Source organism: Sinorhizobium garamanticum (assembly GCF_029892065.1).
Lineage (GTDB): Bacteria > Pseudomonadota > Alphaproteobacteria > Rhizobiales > Rhizobiaceae > Sinorhizobium > Sinorhizobium garamanticum.
In genome coordinates, this window is sequence record NZ_CP120373.1 from 3,000,285 (window position 1) to 3,015,983 (window position 15,699).

At 62.1% G+C, this 15,699-nt stretch carries 15 protein-coding genes; 3 read left to right on the forward strand and 12 right to left on the reverse strand.

What is annotated here, in order from left to right; translation table 11 throughout:
- Positions 1 to 172 precede the first annotated feature (172 nt).
- A complete protein-coding gene (locus PZN02_RS14025; protein ID WP_280658578.1) occupies positions 173 to 1,417 on the forward strand; it encodes a sensor histidine kinase in 1,245 nt (414 codons plus the stop codon).
- A 416-nt stretch (positions 1,418 to 1,833) separates the two neighbouring features.
- Here PZN02_RS14025 and PZN02_RS14030 read toward each other — a convergent pair whose 3' ends face one another.
- Entirely contained in the window at positions 1,834 to 2,625 is a 792-nt protein-coding gene (locus PZN02_RS14030) for a phosphotransferase enzyme family protein (protein WP_280658579.1), read from the reverse strand.
- A 156-nt stretch (positions 2,626 to 2,781) separates the two neighbouring features.
- Between PZN02_RS14030 and PZN02_RS14035 the strand changes: the two genes are divergently transcribed.
- The gene (locus tag PZN02_RS14035) at positions 2,782 to 3,951 is read left to right on the forward strand and encodes an aldose epimerase family protein (RefSeq protein WP_280658580.1); all 1,170 of its coding nucleotides are present in this window, start codon (positions 2,782 to 2,784) and stop codon (positions 3,949 to 3,951) included.
- 349 nt (positions 3,952 to 4,300) lie between these two features.
- Here PZN02_RS14035 and PZN02_RS14040 read toward each other — a convergent pair whose 3' ends face one another.
- The 7 genes from PZN02_RS14040 to PZN02_RS14070 all read right to left on the reverse strand — a co-directional run bounded on the left by PZN02_RS14040 (position 4,301) and on the right by PZN02_RS14070 (position 11,803).
- Positions 4,301 to 5,440, reverse strand: a complete 1,140-nt coding sequence (locus tag PZN02_RS14040; RefSeq protein ID WP_280658581.1) for a M14 family metallopeptidase — start codon at positions 5,438 to 5,440, stop codon at positions 4,301 to 4,303.
- A 34-nt stretch (positions 5,441 to 5,474) separates the two neighbouring features.
- Positions 5,475 to 5,738 carry a hypothetical protein gene (locus PZN02_RS14045; RefSeq protein ID WP_280658582.1) on the reverse strand — a complete coding sequence of 88 codons (264 nt, stop codon included), beginning with the start codon at positions 5,736 to 5,738 and terminating at the stop codon, positions 5,475 to 5,477.
- A gap of 358 nt (positions 5,739 to 6,096) precedes the next feature.
- Complete coding sequence (locus PZN02_RS14050; RefSeq protein ID WP_280658583.1) at positions 6,097 to 6,303, reverse strand: hypothetical protein; 207 nt, start codon at positions 6,301 to 6,303, stop codon at positions 6,097 to 6,099.
- 147 nt (positions 6,304 to 6,450) lie between these two features.
- Positions 6,451 to 6,585 carry a hypothetical protein gene (locus PZN02_RS14055; protein WP_280658584.1) on the reverse strand — a complete coding sequence of 45 codons (135 nt, stop codon included), beginning with the start codon at positions 6,583 to 6,585 and terminating at the stop codon, positions 6,451 to 6,453.
- On the reverse strand, positions 6,586 to 8,874 hold the full coding sequence (locus PZN02_RS14060) for a tetratricopeptide repeat protein (protein WP_425336245.1): 2,289 nt from the start codon (positions 8,872 to 8,874) through the stop codon (positions 6,586 to 6,588).
- 152 nt (positions 8,875 to 9,026) lie between these two features.
- Positions 9,027 to 10,037, reverse strand: coding sequence for an HAD family hydrolase (locus PZN02_RS14065; protein ID WP_280658585.1), 1,011 nt, complete (start codon positions 10,035 to 10,037; stop codon positions 9,027 to 9,029).
- 95 nt (positions 10,038 to 10,132) lie between these two features.
- Complete coding sequence (locus PZN02_RS14070) at positions 10,133 to 11,803, reverse strand: arylsulfatase (protein ID WP_280658586.1); 1,671 nt, start codon at positions 11,801 to 11,803, stop codon at positions 10,133 to 10,135.
- A gap of 390 nt (positions 11,804 to 12,193) precedes the next feature.
- On the opposite strand from PZN02_RS14070, the gene PZN02_RS14075 reads away from it, so the two are divergent.
- Positions 12,194 to 12,391, forward strand: a complete 198-nt coding sequence (locus PZN02_RS14075; RefSeq protein WP_280661577.1) for a hypothetical protein — start codon at positions 12,194 to 12,196, stop codon at positions 12,389 to 12,391.
- On the opposite strand, the gene PZN02_RS14080 is transcribed toward PZN02_RS14075, so the two are convergent.
- The 4 genes from PZN02_RS14080 to PZN02_RS14095 form a co-directional block, all read right to left on the reverse strand.
- Positions 12,372 to 13,184, reverse strand: coding sequence for a class I SAM-dependent methyltransferase (locus tag PZN02_RS14080; RefSeq protein WP_280658587.1), 813 nt, complete (start codon positions 13,182 to 13,184; stop codon positions 12,372 to 12,374). The two genes, PZN02_RS14075 and PZN02_RS14080, sit on opposite strands and share 20 nt — an antisense overlap.
- 458 nt (positions 13,185 to 13,642) lie before the next feature.
- Complete coding sequence (locus tag PZN02_RS14085; protein ID WP_280658588.1) at positions 13,643 to 14,131, reverse strand: GNAT family N-acetyltransferase; 489 nt, start codon at positions 14,129 to 14,131, stop codon at positions 13,643 to 13,645.
- Between the two features lie 283 nt (positions 14,132 to 14,414).
- The gene (locus tag PZN02_RS14090; protein WP_280658589.1) at positions 14,415 to 14,828 is read right to left on the reverse strand and encodes a cupin domain-containing protein; all 414 of its coding nucleotides are present in this window, start codon (positions 14,826 to 14,828) and stop codon (positions 14,415 to 14,417) included.
- 88 nt (positions 14,829 to 14,916) lie between these two features.
- On the reverse strand, positions 14,917 to 15,669 hold the full coding sequence (locus tag PZN02_RS14095) for an SDR family oxidoreductase (RefSeq protein WP_280658590.1): 753 nt from the start codon (positions 15,667 to 15,669) through the stop codon (positions 14,917 to 14,919).
- Positions 15,670 to 15,699 lie beyond the last annotated feature (30 nt).

Sequence of the window (15,699 nt, forward strand, 5' to 3'; positions counted from 1 at the left end):
CCCAAAAGTGCGCAGCGGTTTTGGGACAACGACATGCGTAAAAGCAAAGATGCATGTCGCCCAAAAGGTGCAGCGGTTTTGGGGCAATGACATGCGTAGAATCAAAGGTGCATGTCGGCCGAAAGTGTGCAGCGGTTTTGGGACAACGACGTAAAAACAGAGACCTAGAGCGATGCGTAGCCGGCTGTTCCTGAAAATCTACCTGACGCTGCTGGCGAGCCTTGCCGCGGTCGCTGTCGCCAGCGCGGCCTTCGTGTGGCTGGGACAGGGCGAGGAGGAGTCCAGTTGGCAGAGCCAACGCGCGCGGTTTGTCACCGCGCTGATTCCGCCCGATATGGACCGGCCGTCGGTCGAGGCGACGCTGGAGCGGTTTTCACGGGCCTTCGACGCTGACATAGCGGTCTACGACCCGGGCGGCAAGCTGATCGCGAGCGCCGGTCGGCCGCTGCCGCCCGACATCGTCGAGCGGCCCTGGCACCACGGTGAAGGCAGGTTTCACACCATGGTGACCGAGCTACCCGACGGTCGTGCAGTGGCCGCGCGCATGGAGCGGCCCTTCCGTCCGGCCGGCCGCAATCCGCTCGCCTATCTGGCGTTGATCGCCGGCGTCATCGGGCTCGCCGCCTATCCCGTCGTGCGTCATCTCACGCGCCGGCTGGAGCGGCTGCGCGGGGGCGTGGATGCCTGGGGCAGGGGCGATTTCGTGGCGCGCGTGCCGGAGGACGGCAGCGACGAGGTCGCGGCGGTGGCGAAGAGCTTCAACAAGGCCGCCGATCATGTCGAGCGGCTGATCAAGTCACACCGCGCTCTGCTCGCCAATGCCAGCCACGAACTGCGCTCGCCGCTTGCGCGCCTGCGCATGGCGATCGACCTCTATGAGCAGGCGCCGGACGAGAGCCGCAAGGAGGAGATCGTCCGCAACCTCGCCGAACTGGACACGCTGGTCGAGGAGATCCTGCTGGCGAGCAGGCTCGACCATGTCGAGAAGCTCGATGCGCCCGAGTCCGTCGACCTCCTGGCCCTGGTCTCGGAAGAAGGCGCGCGCAACGGCGTCGAGGTCTCCGGCACGCCCGCGACGGTTACAGGCGATACGCGCCTCATCGGCAGGCTCGTGCGCAATCTCATGCAGAACGCGCTACGCCATGGCGGCCCACCTTTCACAGCCACTGTCGCGCAGGCAGGCGGCATGGTGGAACTCAGGGTCCGCGACCACGGGCCGGGCATACCGGATAGCGAGAGCGCCCGCGTTTTCGAGCCGTTCTACCGGCCCTCGGGGCGCAGCGAGGCGACGGGCGGCTGGGGCCTGGGGCTGGCGCTGGTGCGCCAGATCGCCGAGCGCCACGGCGGCGCGGTCCGTTACGAAACTCCGTCGGACGGCGGCGCCTGCTTCGTCGTGACGCTTCCGGTGCGTGCATGATTCCTTAAATCGGAATCGATTTAAGGACAAAATCATGCAGCTATTCAAAGTGCTACAGCGACCTTTGCGCGTCTCAACACAGTACACGACAGCAATGTAATTGGGTTGGGCGGATGCTTTTTTTGCCCTCATCCCTGTGCTTGTCACAGGGATCCAGCAGCGCCGCGTCTGTGGCGCGGAAAAGTCTTTTCAGCCCAAGGACTTGGGCTGGCTGGATTCCTGTGACAAGCACAGGAATGAGGGTCGAGGAGAGCCTTGCCGCACGGCAACCGAGGAGGCGCATTACGCCACTGTCGTGTAGCGTGGCGTCTCAAAAGACGCGCGGCGCTGCAAGTGTTTTTGCGCCTACCTGCGGACGATGCCCTTGTAGCAGGCACCGTTTCTCGGCGGCGAAACCGGCGGCGTCATCGCCTGACTCACCGCAACGCCTTCTCCAAGGCATCACGGTTGCGGATCAGCCAGGCGACGCTGCGGGTCTGCCAGGCGATGCCCCAGACGCGCGGCGCGATTTCGGTCCCGGGCGTGATCTGCTGCTCGACCACCTCGTTCGCAGCACTTTGAGCGGCAAATTCGATGATCCGGTAGCCGAGCCGATGGCGCGCGTCGGTCGGTAGGCCGTAGCCGTCCGCGAAGATGCGCACCTGGCGCATGCGACGCCCGGCATCGGGCAAGCCGTTGATCTCGGCGACGTCGTCATCGTAGAGCTGGACGTTGCTCCAGGCTGCCATGGCGATCTCGGTCAGTCGGTCGACAGGGCCTGCCGCCTCCCAGTCGATCAGCGCGACCGGCTTGCCGGCTCTCGAAACCACGTTCCAGGGGGCAGCATCGCAGTGCCCGATGATATCTGGGCTGCCGACCGCTCGGCCAAACCAGGGCCGCCAGAGCGCATCTGCCGGAGGCCGGAAGGATGCCGTTGCGTCGTGCAGCCGGCGCATGAGGTTGCCCAATGCATGAATGGCCTCGTCCGACCAGGGTGCGGGGTTGATGACATCGCCTTCGATATAGGTGAGGACTTCACGGCCTTGCTCGTCAAAGCCGTCTCCGACAACCCGGGGCGCGCCCGCGAAGCCGGCATCCTCAAGATGGCGCAGCAGAGCATGGACGGAACGAGCCCAGGGGCCGGTCTCCCGGATGACCACGCAACCTCGCCGGCTGACAGCGGTTCTCTCGCCGCCGGCAAGTGGCGTGGAATCGGCTTCTTTCGTCATGGGCGAATGATAGCAGCCGTGCGGGTGAGGGGAAGGGCGCTTGCTGCATACGCCCTTCAAGCACCGACGCTGTTGTACAGCCTCTACCAAGACGCGCTTACCTTGATAGCCCGATGAGTTTAGAATTGTTTTTTGCCCGGATCGAGGGAGGAAACCATGACGTATGTCGATCCCAACATATCGCGTACGTGGCATAGATCTGTGCTCGGCGCGGCCGTGCTCGGCATGTCGGTGCTGCTGACGGGAACAAGCGCCGGAGCCGGCTCTGTGGACAAGACCCCTTTCGGAAAAACGCAGGACGGCAAAGCAGTCGATCTCTACACGCTCACCAACGACAAGGGTGCGTCCGTCAAGTTCATCGCCTATGGCGGCATCATCACGGCAATCAACGTGCCCGACCGCTGGAGCAAGCTCGACAACATCGTGCTCGGCTTCAAGGAACTCGCCGACTACGAATCCAAGAACCCATATTTCGGCGCCTTGATCGGGCGCTACGGCAATCGCATCGGCGGCGCGAAGTTCACGCTCGACGGCACACAGTACCAGCTCGCCGCCAATAATGGGCCGAATAGCCTGCATGGCGGCAACAAAGGCTTCGACAAGGCCGTCTGGGCAGTCGAGCCGCTGACCAACGTGAGCGGGGCCGCAGCGCGGCTCAGCTACACGAGCAAGGATGGCGAGGAAGGCTATCCCGGCACGCTCACGGTCCGGGTCGTCTACACTCTCACCAACGACAACGAGCTGCGCATCGACTACGAGGCGACGACGGACAAACCGACCGTAGTCAATCTCACCAGTCACTCCTACTTCAATCTCGCCGGCGACGGCGCGGGCGGGATCGGCGATCACATCCTCACGATCAACGCCGATCGCTACACGCCGGTCGATGCGACCTTGATCCCGACCGGGGAGCTCGCCTCCGTGACCGGCACGCCGTTCGACTTCCGCCAAGGCATGCCAATCGGCGCACGTATCCGCTCGAACGACCCACAGATGGTCTATGGCCGCGGATACGATCACAACTATGCGCTGAACCGATCGGGTAGTGGGCTTTCACTCGCCGCGCGTGTCTACGAGCCGCGCTCTGGCCGGATCATGGAGATCTCGACCACTGAGCCTGGCGTCCAGTTCTACAGCGGCAACTTCCTCGATTCGACGCTTATTGGCCCGACCGGTCAGCAATACCGCCAGACCGATGGCTTCTGCCTCGAGACGCAGCACTTCCCGGATTCGCCGAACAAGTCGTCCTTTCCAACGACGGTGCTGAAACCGGGCGAGACGCTGAAGTCGACAACGATACATAAGTTCTCCACCGATGCGTCTTAGCTGGAGGTGCGTCCCTTCCTACAGCGCCGCGCGTCTTATCAGACGCGCAAAGGACGCTGTAGCACTTTGAATCGCTGCATGTTTTTACCCTTAAGTCGGTTACGACTTAAGGGAACATGCAGTAGTCGCTGAACGGATGGGTCACCCATCGGAGATCGTGGATGACGAGCGTTTCGACCGAGGCGAAGCCGGAATTCCGGGCGTCGTCAACGTGGGGGCAAACAACGGTTCCGGAGCCTTAGCTGCTTTGTGCTGGCGCTCTGTCCTGCAGCGCAGTGCGAGCGAACGCCTCCTGCTTGCGAGGCGGTACCGAGGTTGATGGGACCGGTCGTCCTCCGCTCTCCGCCCCCTATGCGACAGGTACCGCCAGCAGCTGTTCGACGAACCGGAATGCAGCCGGACGGTTCTCTTCCCAGGTCGGCAGGATCTGGTCCGGCGGCAGGATGAAACCGCCTTCCTGGAAGGTGCGCGGCCTGAGTTCGACCGTGAAGGACGGAATGCCGTAGGTTCCGTAGGTCCAATCCGTTGTGTCGCCCGCGGTTGGGTAGAGCGCGGAAGACTGCTGCGGGACATAGACCTTTCCGTGCACGCCCTGGATCAGGGTTTGCATCTCCTGAGCCATCCCCACCATCTGCTCCCGATGCTGAGCGTCCGGTATGGGCTTGTCCGTGTAACCCCAGGGGTAGAGTATCAGCTGAGAGTAGCTGTGATAGGTGATCACGCCGGCGAAGCGTTCGCAGCCTACAAGATCGCGGACCGCCTGCGTCTCCGGCTCAGAAAAAGCGCGCGGGCCGACGTAGGTCTCGTCGCTCGGCACTTGGCTGGAGGTGGGCACGTCGAGAATGCCCCACATGTAGCCATAGTTGCGGTTCGGGTCGACGCCGAATGAGCCGTCGTCGTTCCTCCGGCGATTCTTGCGCCAAAGGCGCTCTTCCGCCCGGCTATGTTCGTGGCCGTCCGGGTTGACCATCGGGGCGACCCAGACTTCTCCGCTCGTAAGCCAGCCTGCGATCGGCGCCTCGTCAGCCCGCTCCACGAGTTCCTTGGCGAGCAGGAAGGGCACTTCCACCGCGATCCACTCGCGCGCGTGGTGGCAGCCCATGAAGAGAATTTTGGGAACACCACCGCGACGGTCCCCGATCCGCAAGGCGAGGATGGGTCGGCCCTCGATGCTTCGACCGATCTCGATCAGCTGGGCGATGTCCGGCTTCGCTTCGGCGAGCTGTCGCAGCTCCTCCTCCAGGCTGGCTGCCGAATGATACTGCTCTGCCGCCTCGGTCGCGGCGAAGGTGGACAGGTGCCGCGCCACATCTTCGAGCTGCTCAACGCTGTAGCCCATGCGGGACAGGCGGTCCAACTGAGCCTCGGTTCCACGAAGGATCAGGTGATCCGGCTTGACCTCCCAAACGTCGATGCCCAGCGGCACCCGAAGAACGTCCCCAAGTGGCTTCTGCGGTCCCGGAGACGTGACCCTGGCGATGAGGCTCATGCGACCATTCCTTCGCTTTTTAAAGCCAGCCCGATCAGGAACCTTCCGGTTTCCCATCGGAGCGATCGGAGCTGGATGCGGCACTTTCCACGGCGGTGATCGGGCGAAGGCGCTCGACGCCAGCTATTCGTCGGCGCTCGAGCTCGACAATCGTCTGTTCGGAGGCAGCCGCCACGACGGCGTCAGCTTCCCGTTCCCAGACATCGAGGCTCAATGGAACCTTCAGGAGATCGTTGACTGTGCGACCCGCGACTGGAGTGAGGCGAACCAGCCAGCGGACCGTCGCGCGCCCCGCCATATCAGGTGCTCCTCGGCATACTATGCAGCCTGCCGCGATTTTAGCTCCTCCCGAAGTGCGCTGCAACGCCGCGGCCCGGCACTGGGATGAACGGCGGGAACACACTCGAAAGCCGCCGCTCGGTGGACTACAGCGCCGCGCGTCTTATCAGACGCGCAAAGGACGCTGTAGCACTTTGAATTGTTGCATGTTTTTGTCCTTTAATCGGCTACGATTAAAGGCAACATGCAGTAGGATGAAGTCTCGAAAGGGTCGATTGTGGAAGCATACGATACTCGCGGCGCCGGCCGGTATCACTCAAGATTCGAAATCATGGAGCATTCTTTGTGCGTCTGAAAAGACGCGCGACGCTGTGCCGCTACGCGCTACGTCTTCCAAGATGTGAGAAAGCCGCCGCAAGAATTTGAAATTGCGCCGTGATCCTGCTTCTCAAGGAGACACACAGCGGTTCCGCCGCCGGCGTATTCACCGGACCTTCGATCTCCGTGGCTTCATCAACAGGCTCGGGCGGCGGGGTATAGATGTTGCCCTGGTCGAGGGAAAGGATCGTCAAGGTCGCGATCATCTTCTGTCTCCTCATCCGCGCTGCGTGATGAGGAGCAGTCTCGGCCAACCTAGCGCTACGGTCCTGAAGTCGCTGCCGAAAAGTTCCGAAAAGTTGCAAAATGGCCCGTTGACGATCCAGACCGTCGGTGGCCACGCCGAGGATCTCTCAGCCTTCCTCGAGGCCGGCCTTTGCGAGCCCTTCGAAGACCGGGGCAGGTCTTAAGTCCCTGGCGGGCTGGCCGGCGCGGATGCGCGCGATGGTGATGCCGGAGGCAGTCGGTAGAGGACGGGTTTCGCCCATCTACTTGCCGTGTCCCGCTTGGCTACGAAGCGCGATCAACAAATCCGCGATCGCTGGATTGTCGGGCTGCAATCTTGCAAGTTCCTCAGCGTAGCTCAGGGTCTGCTCGTAGCGACCGAGCTTCAGGCCGAATTGGATAGCAGCTCCAAAGAGGTCAGCGTCTCGCACTTGCCTATCAATGGCATGTGCTAGCAGTGAGAACGCCTCCTCGGTTCGACCGATCGAATCGAGAGCGATCGCAAGAGTGGTTCTATACCGCGTGTTGCCCGGCTCAAGCGTCACCGCCGCTTCAAGTTCCGTGACAGCGTCCGGTATCGTCTTCAGGCGCACGAGGGCGAGTGCGTGGCCGTAGCGTAACTCGGCGCTGTCAGGCATGGCTTCGACGGCTGAACTGTAGGCATGTTCCGATTTCCCGTTCTGGCCGGCAAAGCGGTAGAATTCCGCAAGGTTGATGCGGGAACCCACAAGCGTCGGATCGAGGGCCACGGCCCGTAGCAGCGTTCTCTCGGCTTCGTCCATGTCCCCCCGGCTGGCGAGGAACAGCCCATATCTGGCCTGTGCTTCGGCAACGTCCGCATTTGCGTCGGCATATGCCTTGAGGTCATCGGCCGCGGCGCCGAACGCGCGGCGTGCTTCGCCGAGCAGTTCGGATTGAGCTTCGCCAAGTGCAGCGACTGCGGCGACGCGGACCGCCCGAGTCTTGTCCTTAAGGAGAGTATCGATTGCTGTCATCCTCAGGTCGGGGGGCAGGCTGGCGGCGGCCTCCGCGGCCCCCAGCCTGACGATCGGGGCGTGATCTTCTGCCGCCGCCTTGACATCCGCCGCGGCCGCCGCGCCGCCGACCCTTGCCATTTCGGCGACCGCACTTGCTCGAACGTAGGCGGGCAGTTCACGATCTTCCAGAAACGCGCGCAACGCCTCAATGGAGTTCGGCTCGTTCTTCGCTGCAGCAGCGAACGCATGGGCAACCGTCCGACGCTTTCGCCAGGCTGTGCCGTACCACTCATCCATTCTTTTCGCTGCCCAGGCATTAGTCTCGCCTTCGTGGCAGGAGGTGCATGCGTTCGGGATACCGTATGCTTCCGAGAGGTCGGGGCGGGGGATGACAAAGGAATGGTCGCGACGCCGATCAACCTTCATGTATGTGCGCTCAGGCATGTGGCAGTTCACGCATTGTGCGCCCGCCGATCCGGCGGGATGCCGTGTATGGGTGATGATGTCGAACGCGCCTCGTGGGTCGAAAGCCTTGAACCTGTCCGGCCCGGCCTCCGCATGGCATTGTGTGCACAAGGCGTTTCCCTCGACGCGCAGGGAGCCTTCGTGTGGCCGGTGGCAGTCGCCGCAGACGACACCCGCCCTCGACATCTTGCTCTGCTGGAAGGAGCCATATTCAAACACCTCGTCGAGGATCTGTCCGTCCGGAAAATACAGGTCCGGGCGCATCAGGGCTGGAGAGAAATGATCGAGGTAAGTGCTGCCGGGTTTATATCCATGGAGAAGCTTGGTCCGCCGCGAATGACAGGCAAAACAGGTGTCCTGGTTGACCGTCGCCAAGCCGAGACCGGGCATCGTGGCCATCGGGGAGCCTCTCGACTTCGCTTCGGTCCATTCGACGTGCTTCGCACCGCCGCCGTGGCAGGACTGGCAGCCAATGCTGGTCGCGACGTAGGACGACTTATATCCGTTCGTGTCCGGTTCGAAATTGACTTGAGGGTCGGTGGAATGGCAGTCGATGCAGGTGCGGTTCCAGCGGTAGAAGGGACCCGTCCAATGATATGTGGATCCTGGCCGCGCCTTGCTGCCTTCGCCCAGCCAGAACCATTCCTGCCTATGGGTGTCCCAGGCAACATCGAAAGCCTGCAGCCGCCCGTGGCCGATGTCGACTAGATATTGCTGCAGGGGTTCGTAGGCGAAAGTATATTTTACTTCGAAATCCGCTTGCCTGCCGTCAACTCCTTCCGTGCGAATGAAGAAGCGACCGTCGCGGCGGAAGAACTCTGCCGCAACGCCACCGCGCTCGAACCGGGCGTTGTTGAAATCGGCGCGCACCGATTTGTCATCGGCAAGGGCCATTGCCTTGGCGTGGTGCGACTTGGCGAATGCGGCGGCCTGTTCGGCATGGCAGGACGTACACGTCTCCTCGTCGACGAATCCGTCATGGGGTGCGACCAGCGGGTCAGCGACGGATGCCGCAGTCTCTTCCGCCGCAGCCGCAGACCCGGCGAAAAGCAAGAGACAAAGCGAAAGGGCCGTCCAAAGAATTGCTGTTACGCGAATGCGTAAAGACAATCGGAGGCTCCGTAGCCACCGTCCAAGCCAAAAGGTCGCGCGGCACCAGGCAGGGTGACCAAAGGCGTGCGTAACATCCATGGACTCCACCCGCACTAAAGCCGCCACCGTGGGTACCGACCGCCTTCAACGGAACCGTCGAGAACGCAGTGCTACTTCTCCGGAAAAACCTGTTTCCAGTCGGCCTTCATGTCCACAACCGTCCACTGGTTCAAGGCGGCAGCATCAAGCGCCTTGTCGAGGCGGCCGAATTCCGTGTCCCGGTCGTAGGCGTATTCGCGTTCAGCGTCGGTGTGATGAATGAGCATACCGAAACGGACGCTCCCGCCCGTCATCGTCGTCCATTGCAGCATTTCCAGATCGCCGTCGGAGTTGCCGAAGGCGGCGATCGGGCGACGGCCGATATGTTCGTTGATACCGACTGGCTTGCCTGCCTTGTCATCGATGAAGTTGATTTGTGGCAGGCGGAACAGGCTGGGCGTGCCGTCACGCATCTCGAACTGTGTCTTTATCGACGAGCCGACGACCTGCTCCGGCGGAACGCCGTAGACCTGCTCGGTCCATGGCCGCATGAATTCGATGCCGCCACCCGACACGATGAAGGTCTTGAAGCCGTTGGCGCGGAGATAGTCGAGCAGTTCGAGCATCGGCTGGTAGACAAGTTCGGTATAGGGTTTCTTGAACTTCGGGTCGCGTGCGGTGGCAAGCCAATCGGAAACGATCTTTTGGAACTCGTCGCTGGTCATTCCCGCATGAGCCGCCATCATGATCTCCATAAGACCCTTTTCGCCGGATGCGGCGAGGGTCTTCATGTCACCTTCGAGCACGGCCTTGAACGGCTGCGTGTCCTTCCATTCCGGATGGGACGGAGCCTCGGCCTTCACGCGGTCGAGCGCGAAGGCGAGCTGGGTATACATCGGATGCTCGACCCACAGCGTGCCGTCGTTGTCGAAGACGGCGATGCGCTCCGGTTCCGGAACGAAGTCGGGCGAGTTTTCCTTGGTCACCTTCTCGACGAAGGAGACGATGGCCGTCTTAGGGGCGGTGTCATTCCACGAAGGCAGTGGGTCGTTCTGGGCCTGCGCCGAAACAACGATAAACAAGCTGGCCGCGATACCGAGCGCCGCACCGCGAGCGAGCTTGAGGAAGTCACAGGTAGTCATCGTCGAGCCCCTTTCTCTAATCGGCTGAGTGCGTTCCCGAATCCTCCGCAGGGACAGGCGGCGGCCCCGGATTACTCCGGGACCGCCAAAGCCATCTAGTTTCCGGTCGGAGCGGAAATGTTGACGCCCTCCTTCTCGAGCTGCTCCCGAACCGACTGCAGCATCTGGTATTTGGAGAGTTCGATCGGGCCGTCGTAGCCCATGCTCTGCAGCTTGCGCGGCGGGTACTCGACATAGGTTTTCATGAGGTCCTTGATGGCCGCGGAGATGGAGACCAGGGTCCAGGTGTGCTCGGTATAGTTATTCATGAATACGTCGTAGCGCTCCTGCGGATCCTGCCACAGATCGAATACCTGCGGTACGATCGCCACGTAGGACTGGGCACCCTTCCAGCCGAGATTCGTGTCGACCGCGAGTCCACCGGTCGAGGCCCCGTTGTCACCGCGCAGGTTGAACACGGCCTTGTAATGGCCGACGCGCGCAGCGCCGGGCGTCAGCTCATTCTCTGTGAAGTAAAACCAGTTCTTGCGCGCCGATTCGCCTGTGCCGAGCAGAACCGGCGACATGTCGATGCTGTCGAAGATGATGGGCTTGTCCTCGCGATCCTTGTCGGGTAACGCCACACCGGCGACCGAAGCGAATGTCGCCATCAGGTCGAGACCGCCGACAACATCATGGCTCTTCGAACCCGGCTTGATCTTGCTCGGCCAGAGCGCGATCGCTGGGACCCGATTGCCGCCTTCGCGCACGGTGCCCTTGGTGCCACGGAACGGCGTGTACCCGGCATCCGGATAAACGTCCTGCCAGGCCCCGTTGTCGGTCGTGTAGAAAACCAGCGTGTTCCTGTCCATGCCGGTTTCACGCAGTTTGTCCATGATCCTTCCGATGCGCGTGTCGAGCTCCACAACCGAGTCGGCATACTTCGTCTTAGACAGGGATTTGTGCTGGAATTCGGGGGCCGGAAGGTTGGGTTGGTGCACCTTCATGAAGTTGACGTTGATGAAGAACGGTTGATCCGGTTTCTTGGCGGCGGCGTCCAGGAATTCTATCGCCGCCTTCTCGACATACCCATCGAAGAACGGGATGCCCACAACGCCCGGCTTGCCGTCGATCACGGGCGTGTCGACGTACTGGCCGTTGATCTTGAAGTCCTCCGTCACTTGGCCGCCAGCCTTGCCGGACAGCGAGCCTTTCGTCACCTTCTGGAACAGGGCCCGTGTTTCCGCGTCCATATCGGGAAACCAGGTCGGGTCGGCATAGGTGTAGGCGTTGAGATGATAGAGGCCGACATATTTCATCTCGTCATAGCCCTGCGCGTTCGGCAGCGCGTAGTCTGCCTCGCCAAGGTGCCACTTGCCGGTGAAATAGGTCTGATAACCTCCTCGCTTCAACACCGACGCAAGCGTCCACTCAGCTGCCGGCAGGCCGCCACCCTGGCCCTGGAAGGCCACGGTCGTCATGCCGCTGCGGTTCGGAATGCGTCCGGTCTGCATCGCGGCGCGGCCCGGCGTGCAGCTTGGCTGAGCGTAGAAGGAAAAGAAGGTCATTCCCTCTTCCGCCAGCTTGTCGATGTTCGGGGTCGGCATGCCACGGCCTTCGCCGCCGCCATAGGGGCCGAGATCGCCATAGCCGGTGTCATCGGATACGATGAACAGGATGTTGGGCTTTTGTTGTGCCTCCTGGGCGAGAGCGTCAGACGGATCCGCCCACGAAGCTGCTGCAAGAGTAAATGCGAAGAGACTGCAAATGCCAACTTTGCGCTTCATCTGCTCACTCCTTCAATGAGCCAAGCAAAGTGACCGGTCCGGGCGGATCAGGGTCCAATGCCGGCAGCCGTTTCTGGATTTGCTGTGAGTGCCTGCGTCGCGCCCGCTGGTCCTCCCTCCCATTGTTGCGGTGCTGTCAACGCCGCCGAGTGCTGCATCGATCCAACGCATCCGCATCGATGCGGATCGACAGACCTACAAAGCACTCCAGGAACTCGTATGCGCGAAGTAAGAAAGAAGAATACGCCTCATCGAGAGGCGGAACTGAAATCTCTCTCGCTGCGATATACCACAATACCGATTTCACTTCCAGATTGAAATCATTGCCGCGTCGCACTGTGCCAATCGCCAATCTTGCTGTCCGTCTTAATGTGTGTATGGCAAGATTCGTTGGATCAGCAGCGCTTGAAGAAGGGCGAGACCCCGTTGGTCAAGAGCGACGGATTCGCCATGCCGCAGCAGGAGGCCGCGGGCGGGATCGAGGACAAACTGGCCGAAAGCACGCCGCGACTCCATCATGCGCGAGATATAGCCGATCGGCCCACCGGCGGAAACGGGGCGCTGTTCTTCAGGCGCGCGCGGCGCTGACGACGAGGGCGGGGAGCGGCAGGTGGACGATGCCGTTGTCGGTGAAGTCTTGGAAGCGTTCGCCGAGCGCTTCCTCTATCCGTGCCCGTGCCGTCGGCTCCTGCCTGTCGAGCACCATCGTCAGGCGGACGAAGGCGTGGCGGAAGAAGTCGGAAAGCTCGGCGAGCGGGAAGTCGAGCGTGGCGGGGATGTCGCCGAAGGTGACGTCGGTGAAGCCGGCCGCCGAGAGCACCCGCATCGCCTCCTCCCGCTCGGCGAAGCGGAACATCGGCGGCGCGGGCGGCAGGTCGACTTCGAGCGTGCCGTGGGCGCTGACGACCTCGGGAACGATCCGGAACAGCGGCGCGATCTCCGGCCCGCGCCAGACGGTGAAGGCGTAGCGGCCGCCGGGCTTCAGCACCCGCGCGGCCTCGGCAATCGCCCGCTCCGGGTCGGCCAGATGCAGGGTGCCGAAATTGTTGATGACGCGGTCGAACGCGGCGTCCTCGAAGATGAGCGCCTCGGCGTCGCCGACCTGGAAATTGACGTTGCTGCCCTTGGCTTGTGCCGCCACGATCATGTCCTCGGAAAAGTCGACGCCGGTGACGATCGCGCCGCACGCGGCGGCCGCCAGGCTTGCCTCTCCGGTGCCGCAACAGACATCGAGCGTCGTCTGACCGCGGCTGATCCCGGCCGCATCGATGAGCGCCGCTACGCCGTAGCGGCAGAACCGGCCCGAATAGCGATCGTAGATCCGGGCGCGCTCGCTCCAGCCGCGATGTTCGAGCGTTTTGAAGGTCGGTTGCGTAACCATGGAATGTCCCCCTCCGCCAATGAGCGATTATACCACGCTTCGGTTGGGTGGGAGACGGGTGAGATCTTCCGTTACCGATGCGACGAGCCTTCCCGATATTCGTTTCTGTGCTCGCCGCGACCCAAGGAGAGGAGCATGCCCTTTGGCTTGTTCTGTCATCCTCGGGCTTGACCCGAGGATCCAGAACCAAACCTCCAATTTCGGCCAGCGCGGGTCGTCAGCCATGAGTTTGGATCCTCGGGTCAAGCCCGAGGATGACGGGGGAACACGGCGACGGCGGGGAACTGCGGAGGCGCCGAGAACGGCGCTTTTCAGCGAATGAGTCGGGCGAGAATGCTAGGCCGTGTACTCATAACGATAGCTAGCCGATGTCGGCTCTCGGCATAACCGCCGAGTTTGACCAATCCTCGGCGTATTTCGGCAGCGCGCGGACATTGCTGCCGTTGCCTGCGCGACGCTTAGTTCTTAGCCAACATGGGCAAGATCAGACCCCACTTTGTCTTCTGAGGTGGTCCAAACGGCTCGAAACCCAGCTTCTTGTAGACGGCTATCGCCCGTGCATTGTCTGGATGCGGATCAGTCGCGATCACAGGTGCCCCCTCATCAAAGAGAACCTGCATTCTCATGCTGATAAATGCTGATCCATGCCCAACACCGACCATTTCGGGGTCTCCGATATATTGGTCAATTCCCCGCGAGCCTTTGGGAAGATAGGCAAAATGGTGATCTTCCCACCCGTGAACTGTGTAGTCCTGCATGAACGCAAATGGGCGTTCGGCGTTTGAAACAATCCAGCGCGCTACCCGAGGATCAGCCAAGTCCGCTTCATTGTATGGCTCATCTGAACCCCACCATTCACGGACATGCGGGTTCGATTGCCATCCCATGAGCATATCGAGATCATCCAGCGTCACCTTGCGAAAACTGTATTGATTGGTTGTCATCATTCGAACAGTTTAGCAGATCGCCCGCCGGTAGGTATGGGCTCAGAGCTGTCATCCGCCTTCAAGTATCTTGAGGCGAAGCGGACATCGGAAGGCGCATACGACCGTCGTTGCGTCAATGGAGGCCTTCGGCGCCGTGAATGACTGGCTTCGGCGTGTGGGAGATGGCGGAGGAGATGTCAGTCCGGTGGGCACACGCGCCGTCGATCCCTGCAGAGGTTCCCCGTGCGCGGATGCGAAGCAGCCCCGGCGAGCCTTCCGCCAGGGCTCTGCGTCGAGGACCCGCTCACTCCGTGGTGGGTGTGGTCAGTTCCTTTTCGGCGGTGTCGACGACGAAGACGGCGAGCAGGCTTGACGGTTCCGTGTCGCTGGCGTTCTTGCTGACCCCATGACGGGCGCCGGGCTCTTCGTAGAAGTTGTCGCCGGCCTTGTAGGTCCGTTCCGGCTCGCCATTGACGCTGCTGACGATCGCGCCTTCAAGCACCGTCGCATAGATGAAGGCGGAGTCCGGGTGCGTGTGGCCGGGCGACGAGCCGCCAGGCTCGTATTCGACGAGCACACCCTTCATGCTTTTGCCCGGCACATTCGGAAGCGGCCGGTCGAATACGATCGTCACCTTGTCCCCGTGTCCGTCTTCGGCAGAGGCTGTGGTGATCGACAATGCTGCGAGCGCAAGACTCGCGAGAAATCGTGTGAGCATTTCCATTCTCCATCATGGCTGAAAATTGTCGGTCGGCGTCCCCCGGATCGCGGTGGATCCAGGGGGCGTTCCTTCGGTCGACGGCTGCTCACTGAGCCTGTGACTGGGCGAGCCAGTTCTCGAAGCGGATCGATCCGAGGCGCGGGTTCTGGCCAGGTGTCAGCGATTGATCGTCGATGATGCCGCCGAAGTAGCGGGCGTGGACGTCCGGCACGACCTTGCGCGGGTCCTTCGTTGCCTTGAGGAAGCGCCTGACCACTTCGTCGAGCGGGATCGCCTCCGGACCGGCGACTTCGACGGTGCCGTTGACCGGCGCAGCGAGCGTGACTTCGGCGAGCGCCGCCACCACGTCGTCGGACGCGATCGGTTGGAACAGCGCCGGCGACACGCGGATCTCCTCGCCGACGGTGGCCGACTGGGCAATGCCGCCGACAAACTCGAAGAACTGCGTGGCACGCAGGATGGTGTAGGGAATGCCGGACCCCTTGATGAGGTTTTCCTGTGCGACCTTCGCCCGGAAATAGCCGTTCTCCGGAAGCCGTTCGGTACCGACGATCGACAGGGCAACATGGTGCCGGACGCCGGCGGCGGCTTCCGCGGCCAGGAGGTTACGGCCCGACGTCTGGAAAAACTCGAGCACGGCCTTGTCTTCCCAGACCGGGGCGTTTGCCACGTCGACGACGACGTCGGCGCCGTCGAGCGCTTCCGCCAGCCCCTCGCGGGTGATGGTGTTGACGCCCGTGTTGGGAGAGGCGGCAAGCGCATCATGGCCGCGCTCCTTGAGGGTCTTCACAAGCTTCGATCCGATGAGGCCCGTGCCCCCGATGACGACGATCTTCATGGCTTCTCTCCTTGTCTCCCGACCGCAACC

Bases quoted from the DNA above. Each gene is read 5' to 3' on its own strand.
- PZN02_RS14025 (WP_280658578.1), top strand. From the start codon at position 173: ATGCGTAGCCGGCTGTTCCTGAAAATCTACCTGACGCTGCTGGCGAGC.
- PZN02_RS14030 (WP_280658579.1), bottom strand. From the start codon at position 2,625: ATGACGAAAGAAGCCGATTCCACGCCACTTGCCGGCGGCGAGAGAACC.
- PZN02_RS14035 (WP_280658580.1), top strand. From the start codon at position 2,782: ATGACGTATGTCGATCCCAACATATCGCGTACGTGGCATAGATCTGTG.
- PZN02_RS14040 (WP_280658581.1), bottom strand. From the start codon at position 5,440: ATGAGCCTCATCGCCAGGGTCACGTCTCCGGGACCGCAGAAGCCACTT.
- PZN02_RS14045 (WP_280658582.1), bottom strand. From the start codon at position 5,738: ATGGCGGGGCGCGCGACGGTCCGCTGGCTGGTTCGCCTCACTCCAGTC.
- PZN02_RS14050 (WP_280658583.1), bottom strand. From the start codon at position 6,303: ATGATCGCGACCTTGACGATCCTTTCCCTCGACCAGGGCAACATCTAT.
- PZN02_RS14055 (WP_280658584.1), bottom strand. From the start codon at position 6,585: ATGGGCGAAACCCGTCCTCTACCGACTGCCTCCGGCATCACCATCGCG.
- PZN02_RS14065 (WP_280658585.1), bottom strand. From the start codon at position 10,037: ATGACTACCTGTGACTTCCTCAAGCTCGCTCGCGGTGCGGCGCTCGGT.
- PZN02_RS14070 (WP_280658586.1), bottom strand. From the start codon at position 11,803: ATGAAGCGCAAAGTTGGCATTTGCAGTCTCTTCGCATTTACTCTTGCA.
- PZN02_RS14080 (WP_280658587.1), bottom strand. From the start codon at position 13,184: ATGGTTACGCAACCGACCTTCAAAACGCTCGAACATCGCGGCTGGAGC.
- PZN02_RS14085 (WP_280658588.1), bottom strand. From the start codon at position 14,131: ATGATGACAACCAATCAATACAGTTTTCGCAAGGTGACGCTGGATGAT.
- PZN02_RS14090 (WP_280658589.1), bottom strand. From the start codon at position 14,828: ATGCTCACACGATTTCTCGCGAGTCTTGCGCTCGCAGCATTGTCGATC.
- PZN02_RS14095 (WP_280658590.1), bottom strand. From the start codon at position 15,669: ATGAAGATCGTCGTCATCGGGGGCACGGGCCTCATCGGATCGAAGCTT.